At 40.9% G+C, this 11343-nt stretch carries 9 protein-coding genes; 8 read left to right on the forward strand and 1 reads right to left on the reverse strand.

All coding sequences use genetic code 11. The features are described 5' to 3' along the window. Positions 1 to 74 precede the first annotated feature (74 nt). The 8 genes from BK575_RS01485 (at position 75) to BK575_RS01520 (ending at position 10593) form a co-directional block, all read left to right on the forward strand. Entirely contained in the window at positions 75 to 1073 is a 999-nt protein-coding gene (locus BK575_RS01485; protein WP_078408590.1) for a zinc-dependent alcohol dehydrogenase, read from the forward strand. Continuing rightward, a complete protein-coding gene (locus BK575_RS01490; protein WP_078408591.1) occupies positions 1070 to 2827 on the forward strand; it encodes a thiamine pyrophosphate-binding protein in 1758 nt (585 codons plus the stop codon). The genes BK575_RS01485 and BK575_RS01490 overlap by 4 nt, the downstream gene beginning before the upstream one ends. Positions 2828 to 2864: 37 nt before the next feature. Then, the gene (locus BK575_RS01495; RefSeq protein ID WP_078408592.1) at positions 2865 to 3689 is read left to right on the forward strand and encodes a sugar phosphate isomerase/epimerase family protein; all 825 of its coding nucleotides are present in this window, start codon (positions 2865 to 2867) and stop codon (positions 3687 to 3689) included. A 238-nt stretch (positions 3690 to 3927) separates the two neighbouring features. Next, a complete protein-coding gene (aroQ, locus tag BK575_RS01500; RefSeq protein ID WP_078408593.1) occupies positions 3928 to 4365 on the forward strand; it encodes a type II 3-dehydroquinate dehydratase in 438 nt (145 codons plus the stop codon). 432 nt (positions 4366 to 4797) lie between these two features. Then, positions 4798 to 6033, forward strand: coding sequence for an MFS transporter (locus BK575_RS01505; protein ID WP_078408594.1), 1236 nt, complete (start codon positions 4798 to 4800; stop codon positions 6031 to 6033). A gap of 764 nt (positions 6034 to 6797) precedes the next feature. Continuing rightward, positions 6798 to 8351, forward strand: coding sequence for a spore germination protein (locus BK575_RS01510; RefSeq protein ID WP_078408595.1), 1554 nt, complete (start codon positions 6798 to 6800; stop codon positions 8349 to 8351). Beyond that, positions 8348 to 9457, forward strand: a complete 1110-nt coding sequence (locus BK575_RS01515) for a GerAB/ArcD/ProY family transporter (protein WP_204524850.1) — start codon at positions 8348 to 8350, stop codon at positions 9455 to 9457. Before BK575_RS01510 ends, BK575_RS01515 begins: the two co-directional genes overlap by 4 nt. After that, the gene (locus BK575_RS01520; protein ID WP_078408596.1) at positions 9454 to 10593 is read left to right on the forward strand and encodes a Ger(x)C family spore germination protein; all 1140 of its coding nucleotides are present in this window, start codon (positions 9454 to 9456) and stop codon (positions 10591 to 10593) included. The genes BK575_RS01515 and BK575_RS01520 overlap by 4 nt, the downstream gene beginning before the upstream one ends. A gap of 416 nt (positions 10594 to 11009) precedes the next feature. Here BK575_RS01520 and BK575_RS01530 read toward each other — a convergent pair whose 3' ends face one another. Continuing rightward, a complete protein-coding gene (locus tag BK575_RS01530) occupies positions 11010 to 11252 on the reverse strand; it encodes an HPr family phosphocarrier protein (RefSeq protein ID WP_078408598.1) in 243 nt (80 codons plus the stop codon). Positions 11253 to 11343 lie beyond the last annotated feature (91 nt).

An 11343-nucleotide genomic window follows, 5' to 3' on the forward strand; every position in this document is an offset into this window, starting at 1 on the left:
TAAAGAGCATTCATAATCAATTACTTCTATTATTTATAGGAAACGAGAGAGTAGTTGAACTGGTGGTGAAGAAAATGTTGGGATTATATTTGAACAAACCAGGTGATTTAGAATTAAAAGAATTTCCGTCTTCATCTCCTTTAAAAGAGGATGAAGTAAAGATTAAATTAACGTATGGCGGGATTTGCGGATCAGATATTCGGGTTTTTCAAGGGAAGGTGAACTATGCTTCCTATCCTATCCGCCCTGGTCATGAATTAATTGGGACGATTATTGAGGCGAGTAAAGACGCAAAATATAAAGTTGGATCGAAAGTCGTCGTTCAACCAAATTCATTTTGCGGTGAATGTGATCTTTGTTTAAAGGGGAAAATCAACATTTGTCGTCATAGGCAATCGTTAGGTATTAATACGGATGGTGGATTCTCCAAAGAGTTTGTTATTTCATCCAAATATGTATTGCCGATTCCTGATGGCATGCCGGATGAAAGAGCCGTGTTAATTGAACCATTTGCGGTCATCGTTCATGCGTTTAAAAAGGTTACGATTACAAAAGGTACTTCGGTTGCGATTATTGGTTGCGGTACGGAGGGAATGCTGGCGGTTGCACTGGCCACTTATTTAGGGGCTGATGTAACAGCCATCGATATTAACCAAGAGAAACTGGATAAAGCAAAGAGTTTCGGGGATATCAAAACTGCTCATCCTCAAGAGATTCAAAATGAAACGTTTGATGTGGTCATTGAAGCGGCCGGGGTAAAACAGTCAATTGAACAGGCAATAGATATCGCAAGTCCTGGTGGATCCGTGGTTTTAGTTGGTATCGCACCAGAAGCTAATTTTCCTGTCGTTCGTGTGGTAAGAAATGAATTGACGTTATATGGAACGATCATTTATGATTTCTCATCTGATTTCTTACAGAGTATGGAATATCTAATGCAGGATGAATTTAATGTTGAACCGATCATTTCAATGATTATTCCTTTCACTGAGTATAAACGGGCCTTTGAAGCGGCTGTTTCCGGAAAGTATGGAAAAATTATTTTGAATTTTAAGGAGGAACAAAGTCAATGAATAATCTCATTTCCCATCAATTAGTTAAGTATTTGGAAGACAGAGGAATTGAACACATTTTTGGTCTTTGCGGACATACAAACATTGCGGTTTTAACTGCCTTAGAAAATAGTTCGATCAAATTTGTCAATGTCAGACACGAACAAATCTCTGCCCATATGGCTGACGGATATGCGAGAGCTAAAAAACAAACCTCTGTTTTATTAAGCCATTTAGGGCCTGGCCTAACCAATGCTGCTACAGGAGTTGCCAACGCAGCTTTAGACTCTATTCCAATGGTCGTGATTGCCGGGGATGTTCCAAGTCACTACTACGGTAAACATCCGCATCAGGAAGTCAACTTGCATGCCGATGCTTCGCAGTATGAAATTTATCGTCCGTTTGTTAAGCGTGCATGGCGTGTGGATCGTCCTGATTTATTTCCTGAAATTATGGAGAAGGCTTTCCAACTGGCGGAAAGCGGAAATCCAGGACCGGTTTTAGTATCGGTACCAATGGATATTTTCTCGAAAGAAGTGGATCCGGCGTTATTTGAGAAGTTAAGCCACAATACGAAAGCGCTTCACAAGCCTTCTATTGATGATGTTACAGCGAAAAAAATCATCCAAACCCTTGTGAATGCCAAAAATCCTCTCTTCTATGTAGGTGGAGGTATTATGCTGGCAGATGCAGCGCATGAATTGAGAGAACTAGTTGACCATTTGAGTATTCCGGTTGCTCATTCTCTTATGGGAAAAGGCGCTGTTTCCGATGACCATCCATTTACATTAGGAATGACAGGATTCTGGGGAACAAAGTTTATTAATGATAAATGTAAGGAAGCGGACTATATTTTTGCATTAGGCACTCGTTTCGCTGAAGCCGATTCTAGCTCGTGGGAGCCGGAATATACCTTTAATTTCCCTCCTACTAAATTAATTCAGATTGATATTGACCCGAGTGAAATCGGCCGGAATTATCCAGTCGAAATTGGGGCAGTAGCGGATTTAAAACAAGCGTTAACCGTTCTGAACCGTGTGGCCAAAGAATTAGTACCAGAAGGATTACAAAATGAGGAGCTTAGACAAGAAATTGCTGCTTACCGAGAAGAATTCAAAAACAGCAATCAAAAATTTATTACAGACAATTCCTTCCCAATGCAGCCTCAACGCATTTTAGAAGAAGTCCGCGAAGTCCTTCCGAAAGATGCGTACATTACAACAGATGTAGGCTGGAATAAAAATGGAGTAGGACAGCAGTTTCCAATTTATGAAGCAGGAAGCATTTTAACACCAGGCGGTTTCGCCACAATGGGGTTTGGCGCTCCAGCGGCCTTAGGAGCAAAAATTGCGCAGCCGGATAAAGTGGTCGTTTCGTTGGTAGGAGACGGCGGTTTTGGACAAAATCCTGCTTTGCTTGCTACAGCGGCTGAAGAAAATATCCCGGTTGTGTGGATCATCATGAACAATTATGCGTTCGGTACGATTGCAGGATTGCAAAAAGCCCATTACGGCACAACTCTTGGTACGTTGTTTGAAAAAGACGGAAAACCTTATTCGCCTGACTATGCAGCGATCGCAAAAGCTTATGGCGTAGAAGGAATTAAAATTGAATCGGCGGAAGAGTTTAAGCCGGCTTTACAACGGGCCATTGAGTCCAATAAACCAGTTGTCATTGATGTAGCCATGTTAAACAACCCGGTACCAACTGCTGGACACTGGAACATCATGGATATTTATTCTCCAGGTAAGAAGGTTCACCACGTATCTGTTTAAATCTAAAAACACTATACGATTGGAGGAATAAAAGAAGATGACCAAACAATTCTCCCTAGCTCATCTTACAGTGCTTGGTTGTACACCACCAGAGATGACGTACCTTGCCGCGAGAGCTGGCTATGATTTCGTTAGCCTTAGACCCATTTATATGGGACTGCCTGGCGAGCCTAACTATGCGTTAGCTGAAAATAAACAGATGATGCGGGAAACGAAAGCTGCACTTGCTGAAACAGGAGTCAAGCTTCTTGACATCGAACTGGCACGGATATGTGATGACGTTAATCCAAAGAAATATGTACCTGCTATGGAAGTTGCGGCTGAACTCGGCGGACGACATGTTCTTAGCAGCATATGGACGAACGATCGCAATTTATATATGGAGCGTTTTACTGAACTTTGCGAGCTGGCTAAACCGTTCGGACTGACAATAGAATTAGAGTATGTTCCGATTGCGAGTGTGACCAATCTTGAGGGAGCTCTTGATGTTCTTCGTACAGCAAACCAGGAAAATGCTGGCCTTATGATCGATATCCATCATTTTCATCGCGCAGGGGATAAGGTAGAGGATTTGGACGCAGTGCCACGCGAATGGTTCCGTTATCTCCATCTTTGCGATGCACCTGCGGAAATTCCGACATCAAAAGAAGCGATGACCAAAATCCTGCGTGAGGCACGTTTGTACATAGGAGAGGGCGGTATTGATATTGCGAGTATCGTGAATCGGATTCCTGAGATTCCTTACTCGATTGAGCTGCCACACGACAAACGCGCTCAGGCATTAGGTTATGAGGAACATGCGCGACGTTGCTTGCAGACTGCGAAAACGTATCTCGAAGCATACTCGTTTCAGAGTTGCTAGTAAACGCAGGTAGAGTAAATGTACATGGATTTTGAAAACGTAGACTCATTTCGCAAAGGCGTGATGAGTCTATATATAAAAGTTGTTTCTATAGATATAACATCAAATGAACCCATTGAGAAATGTTACGTGGCATGAAGTGGAAATCGTATTGAATTATAAGATAGCGCTTACGTATATTCGCAAGATATTTGCTGATTGCCATAGTCCATCTCATTAAAACAAAGGAGGAGATCATATGAAAAAGATTCTGATGCTGCATGGAATCAATCACGACATGTTTGGGAAGAGAGACCCTATTCAATATGGCACGGTTACCTTGGAAGAAATCGACACGAAATTGAAGGCGCTTGCAGAGGAGCTGGGGGTTGAAATAGAGAGTTTTCAGACCAATCATGAAGGCGAGATGTGTGAAAGGATTCATCAAGCCTTTTTAGAGAACAAGGATGCCGTTATCATCAATGCAGGTGCATGGACTCATTATAGTTATGGATTGCGTGATGCTCTTGCGATTCTCACTGCACCAATTATTGAGATTCATATGTCTAATATTCACGCAAGAGAAGAGTTTCGTCATCATTCGGTTTTTGCTGAAATTGCAAAAGGCCAAATCTGCGGATTCGGGGTCGACAGCTACCTCCTTGGCTTAAGGGCAGCCGTAGCGGCGATAAAATAGTATGGATCATGGAGGGACTGCCTATTAGTATCGGCTTGTTCCTCTCTTGTCTAGTCATGCACAAAAATTATACAGAATTTTCTGGTTAAATTGAAACAAATGTCGAAATTTTTGATATACTCATACTATTGCTCCAAACGAGAAGTGTAATCGGTACAGGAAAGAAAAATTTCATAACGATAAGTATAATAAATGAGTAAAATAATAACGCTTACAAATATTATTTAGTTACTTGTCAAAATTTCTTTCTATGTAAAACTATAAGAAGTAGGTTGCTGAAACAGTTTGATTTATTAACTTTCAATTCTGTTGATTTAAACAATTCCTGTTTCAGATTGTAAGTATCAACTATTCTAATTATATGAATACCTGTACTATTTAAATTAACCGGTTTTATGGAAAACCTTTGCCGGTGGATAGGGGTTGTTGGGAATGTATATAAAGGCAGCATTAGGGATGTACATCAGCTACTTTTTACTTGGTATGGTGAATATCATCCTTATTTCAAATATGACTTCGTTAACGGGGCAGTGGAATACGGACAGCGCTGGAATTAGTTATATTATTTCTGCAATCGGAATCGGAAAGTTACTTACTTATGCACTATCGGGCCGTTTATCGGACAAGTTTGGAAGAAAGCCACTCGTTATTTTCGGGTCTTTTGGCTTAGCTATTTTCTTGGCTGGGATTCCGTTGGCTCCAAGCTATCAAATTGCATTTGCGCTTGCGTTTTTAGCAGGAGTTTCCAATTCGGCGCTCGATGCAGGTGCGTATCCAGGTTTAGTTGAGATTTTTCCAAAGTCGGCTGGTTCGGCCAGTGTAATGGTCAAAGCTTTTATGGCAGTTGGTACAGGACTGTTACCGATAATGATTTCGTTTATTGCAAGTAAGGAGATGTTTTACGGCTATGCTTTTTTTGTACCGGCTGTTATTTATTTTCTAAATACGCTATTTCTGTTTACTGTCTTTTTTCCCAATCATCGAACAGTGCAAACTCCCGAAGTGGATCAGGACAATGGAAGCACTAAGTTTCTCTCAGAGCCAAATTTTAAGAAAGAGGGGCTTGCCCTTGTTGTGATCGGCTTCACTTCCACAGGGCTATTTACTGTAGCTCAAATATGGCTGCCGTCTTTTGGCCAGCAAGTGCTAGGGATGACAGAGGTTCATTCAATTAAATTGCTCAGCTATTACAGTGTCGGGATGTTTGTGTCTGTCTTATCCTTAGCTGTATTATTGAAAAAGTTCTTACGTCCGGTCACAGTCCTTGTGATTTATCCCATCATTACGTTTATTTCGATTGTGACAATTTTAACGATTAGATCAGCCGAAGTTGTATCGGTAGCTTCATTTTTCGTCGGTTTTTCAACAGCGGGTATTTTCCAATTATCAATTGCAACGATCACTGAAATCTTTTGGAGAAAGAAAGGAACCGTGACAGGAATTCTTGCTACAGCGGGGGGACTTGCCTCTGTCGTGATGCCGTTGGTGACAGGTATGTTGTCGAAAACTGGAAATATTAAGATCATCTTTATTTTCGATGCACTTCTGTCGGTCATTGGTTTAGTGTGTGCGTTATTTGTTTTTTTCCGTTATAGAAAATTAGTCAATGGCCATGGTGGAAAAGATTTTAACAAGAGTGCTGGAAAAATAATTGATAAGATATCTTAAAAAGCAATTCATTCAATCTTTGACGCTCTAGAAGACAAGCCAGATCTGAAACCCGTTCGTTCTGCTCATAGTAATGAGACAGCCGCTGGTGGACTATTCAATTTTTTCGCCAATTTAGCAGGAATTTTTACACCAATGTTAATCGGATTTATTAAGGAAATCCATTAATCTTTATTTAGCAATAAATCGTGATAAAGACAGTGTGTCAAAGTATGGGCTTTTATAGATAGGCTATATTAAAGTTTAATGTTAATTTTCGAATGAATGAGTCAAAAATGGTAAAAATCAATATTGTTCTTTAACAAAGCTTATAGGTAAAAAGAAGAGTAGTTGAAAGCACAAAAATATCTTTTTGAGTCACCCTAACCCTAAAGAAACCATCATTTTCCCTAATTTGTTGAGTAATCAATGAGTTAGAGAAAATGGTGATTTTTTTTTGCGAGACATATTAATTTGTAACTAATAAAGGGTTTTTTGTTGGTAACAGTTAGTAAAAGGGGAGAATACATATGTTGACTAAAAGAGCTCAAGCGTTGACGTGTGAATTCTACTAGAATGAGAGCCTAATTTTCTTGTCATTAAAGATGTAAATACTACTATCTTTTTTCCATGGCTATTGAGCTGACTTATATAGCTATATATATGGAGAAGAGGGAAAGTTATAGTGTTTAAATCTTTTTTATTTTGTCCATAATGGTACACGAATAACTAGTTGAAATTGAAGTGTAACTGTGGATCTTATATAGAGAAAAAGAGGTATGTAAATGATTTTTAGGAGGTCTAAAAGTAATAGAATAAATCAAGCTCGGCAGGATGAGAAACAGGAAGACTTGCTTTCTTCGAACTTGGATCAAAATCTCCAGGTTCTTTGTTCTCTCTATGAGGATTGCTCAGATGTAGTATTTCGTCCTTTCTTGATTGGAGGACAACTAAAAGCGGAACTAATTTATATCGAGGGTCTATCGAATATTCAAGAAATGGATACAAATGTGCTTTCCCCGCTGATGCGAGAGACGAAAGGAGAACAAAGCACTCTTACCGGATGGCTGAAAGAAACAGTATCTGTTTCAAAGGTGAAAGAAGTGAAAACTTCGGATGATTGTATTAGGCAAATATCCACAGGTAATCCAGTCATATTGGTTGATGGTGAAAATCGCGGGGCGGCTTTAGGATTGGCTCAATGGGAGAAGCGTTCGATTGAGGAACCCACTTCTGAATCGGTTGTAAAAGGACCGCGTGAAGGATTTGTAGAAACACTAGGAGTGAATACATCACTACTACGAAGAAGGATCAGAAGTCCCCAATTAAAAATGAGGTCGATGAAAGTGGGGCGGTATACTCAAACCGAAATCACAATCGCTTACATAGAAGGAATCGCAGACAAAACTCTGATTAAAGAGGTTACGAATCGGCTGCAACGAATTGAGATCGATGGAATATTAGACAGCGGTTATATTGAGGAAATGATGGAGGATCAGCCCTTTTCGCCTTTTCCCCAGATTATGAGTACCGAACGACCTGATACGGCTGCTGCTAGTTTGCTGGAGGGACGTGTTGTCATTCTCGTCGATGGCAGTCCTTTTGGATTGATTGCGCCCACGACGCTCTATTCATTGCTTCAATCTAGTGAAGATTATTATCAACGATTTGTATTGAGTTCAGCTATCAGATGGTTACGTTATTTATTTGTGGTACTTTCGCTTCTGCTTCCTTCAATCTATGTGGCGGTCTTAAGTTATCATCAAGAAATGGTACCAACGAAACTCATCCTTAGTATGGCAGCTTCTCGGGAAGCTGTTCCGTTTCCTGCCCTCGTAGAAGCATTGATTATGGAAATTACCTTTGAAGCATTGCGTGAAGCAGGGGTCAGGCTTCCTAAGCAGGTTGGTGCTGCTGTCAGTATTGTAGGGGCCCTGGTCATTGGTCAAGCCGCCATTCAAGCCGGCTTAGTTTCGGCTCCGATGGTCATGGTGGTGGCGCTGACGGGAATTGCTTCTTTTACCATTCCCCGCTACAACTTTGGAGCTTCCATAAGACTGTTGCGCTTTCCGATGATTTTTCTTGCCGGCACACTCGGATTACTTGGGGTAATGCTTGGCCTACTCGTCATTCTCACCCATTTATGCACCTTGCGTTCCTTCGGTATACCTTATCTCTCCCCAATGGCTCCAATGAAGGGAAGGGACATGAAAGATGTGCTGGTACGGGCCCCTTGGTGGATGTTGAACACACGCCCTCATTTAACAGGGGAGTACAATCAATACCGACAAGCGCCTCATCAAAAACCGGACCCAAAAAATGGGGGTGAAACAGAATGATGGAGAATGGAAAAATATCTGCGTTGCAAATGGCAATGATGATTTATCCTGGCATTATAGCGACCGGCATTCTTTTTTTACCTGCCACCTCGTTTGATTATGCAGGACGTGACCTGTGGTTGTCCCCCATTTGGGCGTCTGTTATAGGATTTCTTACAGTACTTATGGTAACTAAGTTGAACCAGTTCTATCCGAAAGAGACCATCATCCAATACAGTACGCACATTCTAGGAGCGATTCCAGGGAAAGTTATCGGGGCTGCCATTTTGCTTTTTTATCTGCATGGGACCAGCAACGTCATCTGGCAGTATGGAGAGTTCGTGATTAGTTACTTTCTTCCTCAAACTCCGCAGATTGTCGTGCTGGGAAGTATGATCCTGGTTTGTGCTTTTGCCGTACGCGGGGGCGTAGAAGTAATGGGAAGGCTTGCGGAAATGATTGTTCCCATTTTTCTATTGCTTTTTCTATTCATCGTGATCCTTCTTCTTCCGGACGCAGAAGCGAAACATCTATTTCCAATCATGGGGAAAGGAATCACGCCTTCGATGAAGGGAGCCGCGTTCTCGAATATCTGGTTCGGCCAATTCTTCTTCTTCTCGTTTTTTCTCGCTTTTGTAACGGACCGACAAAAAGGAAGGAAATGGGGGGTCATTTCGGTCATTGCTGTGCTGCTGACGATGGTGGTGACAAACCTCATGACTCTTTTGGTATTTGGAAATGCCACAGGCAACTTTGGTGCTCCGTTAATGAACGCTGTTCAATATATTAGTGTTGCTGATTTTCTATCCCATCTTGAAGCCCTTGTCATGGCTATTTGGATTGCAGGCGCGTTTATGAAAATATGTGTGTTTTATTATGTAGTAGTATTGGGAACGGCCCAATGGCTGAATCTCTCAGACTATCGTCCGATTGTTTTCCCACTTGGCTTTTTAACGGTCTTATTGGCGATTTGGCAAATTTCAAATGTCTCAACATTCATTAGCTATAATCGAACAATTGACGTTTTTTTAAACCCAATTATCCAAACGGCTATCCCGATGTTTCTTCTGCTTGTTGCTTCCATACAAAAAGGGATTCGTAAGAAAAAGGAGGAACAAAAAGGATGAAAATCCTCTCGTTTTTTTTCGTTTGGACGAGTCTATTTCTGCTTACCGGTTGTTGGGATCGAACGGAACTGAATGATGTCGCCCTTATAAGAGGAGTCGGTTTAGATCAAAAGGATGACAACCGAATAGAAGTAACTGTTGAAATATCCGTTCCTCAAATGCAGATTGGTGAAGGAAGTAGCGGAGGTAGCGGCGGAGGCGGTCAAACACTAATTAGAACGGGACAAGGAGTTACCATTGCGGATGCTTTAGAGCAGTTGAAAGAAAGAATTCCAAGAAAAGTCTTTTGGGGCCATTCAGAAGTGCTCGTGATTGGTGAGAAGCTGGCCAAAGAAGGAATTCGTGACCACATTGATTTTTTTATTCGTCATCCTGAGCCTCGGATTAGATCATATGTGTTTGTCACGAAAGGAAACGCAAAGGATGTGATGGCCTTGCAGCCCCCTATTGAAAAAAGCTCAGCCGAAGTGCTGCGGGAATTGGCTGTATCTGAGGTGTTGATGAATGTGACGTTAATCGAGTTACTTCAAATGTTAAAAGGAGATGCAGCAGCTCTTCCGATGATTGATCGATTGCCGCCAGAAGAGGGCCAAAATCCCTTACAAACGATTGCGTATATTAACCGTACGGCTGTTTTTAAACAGGGCAAAATGATAGACACGATTGATGATAAAGTGACGAGGGGAGTGCTTTGGCTAAGAGATGAAATCAAAGAGGCCAGCGTCACCACAAAACCAAAAGGAGCAGATGGGTATATCTCGATGACTATTATTCGAGCGGACACGGAACTCATCCCAAAAATCAAGGGTGAAAAGTGGGAAATGACGGTTAAAGCAGTAACAGAAGACGATGTAATTCAAAATGAAAGCAATTTAAAATTGGATAAACTACAAAATAATAAAGTGCTGGAAAAAGAGTTGGAAAAAGAGATTGAAGAACGTTTACAATTAACGATCGATCAAGTACAAAAAGAAATGAAAGCAGATATTTTCGGTTTCGCAGAGGCCTTTGAGCGAAAATACCCTAAAAAATGGAATAAAGCAAAAGATGACTGGGAGGAGATATTTCCTACGGTTGAGGTGATATTTGATATCGAGGCCCATGTTCTTAGAACGGGTGCGGGAAGCGCTCCGTAATGAGGTGAAGAAACTTGACTTGGTTTTTTATAATTGGCATAACGCTAGTAGTCGCTCTTATGGTTCTATATGAATGGCCAAGAATGAGTCAAAGCCAAAAAAGAGAGAAATCAGTCTTTGTCATACTGGTCACAATGGAGTGGTTACTCGCAATCCTTCTTCTTTTCTTTCCAGACTTGCCAAGCCCAGTCCAAATGCTGGAGGCTGTTTTTCAACCATTTAGTAAGGTTTTTGAGAAATAGCTGTTAAAAGTATTCAATAACTCTTTATTGATGATCATATCTTCTTAAGCAAACTTTCTTCTTTCTGTTGAATAGTTATAGGAAAAGCAGCTAAGGCTTTCAAAAAAGACCTTGGCTGCTTGGTCTCTCTTATTTTACTAATCGCATTGTCTTTTAAATCAATATATGAAAAATTCATTCCCTGTTGTTGGAAAGAAAGTCTTCCAGAGTTGCAATGGCCTGTTGTTCATCATTACCATTTGCAATTAGGGTAAGTTCTTCCCCTTTTCTAATTGCTGCAGCCATAACTCCCATAATACTTTTACATTCTACTAATCTTCCGTTTTTAGCTACCTTTATTTCGCTGTTAAAAGATGATGCTTTTTGCACAAATTCGGTAGCAGTTCGAGCTTGAAGACCATGTGGCAGCCGAACGATAACCCTTTTTTTCTATCATAGACAATCATTCTCTCCTTCACTAATTATTTATATAATATAAGTTGTTATCTGCTTTTAAATAAAACCCACG

The sequence above is a fragment of the Priestia abyssalis genome, assembly GCF_002019595.1.
In the GTDB taxonomy this organism is placed as follows: domain Bacteria; phylum Bacillota; class Bacilli; order Bacillales; family Bacillaceae_H; genus Bacillus_BA; species Bacillus_BA abyssalis.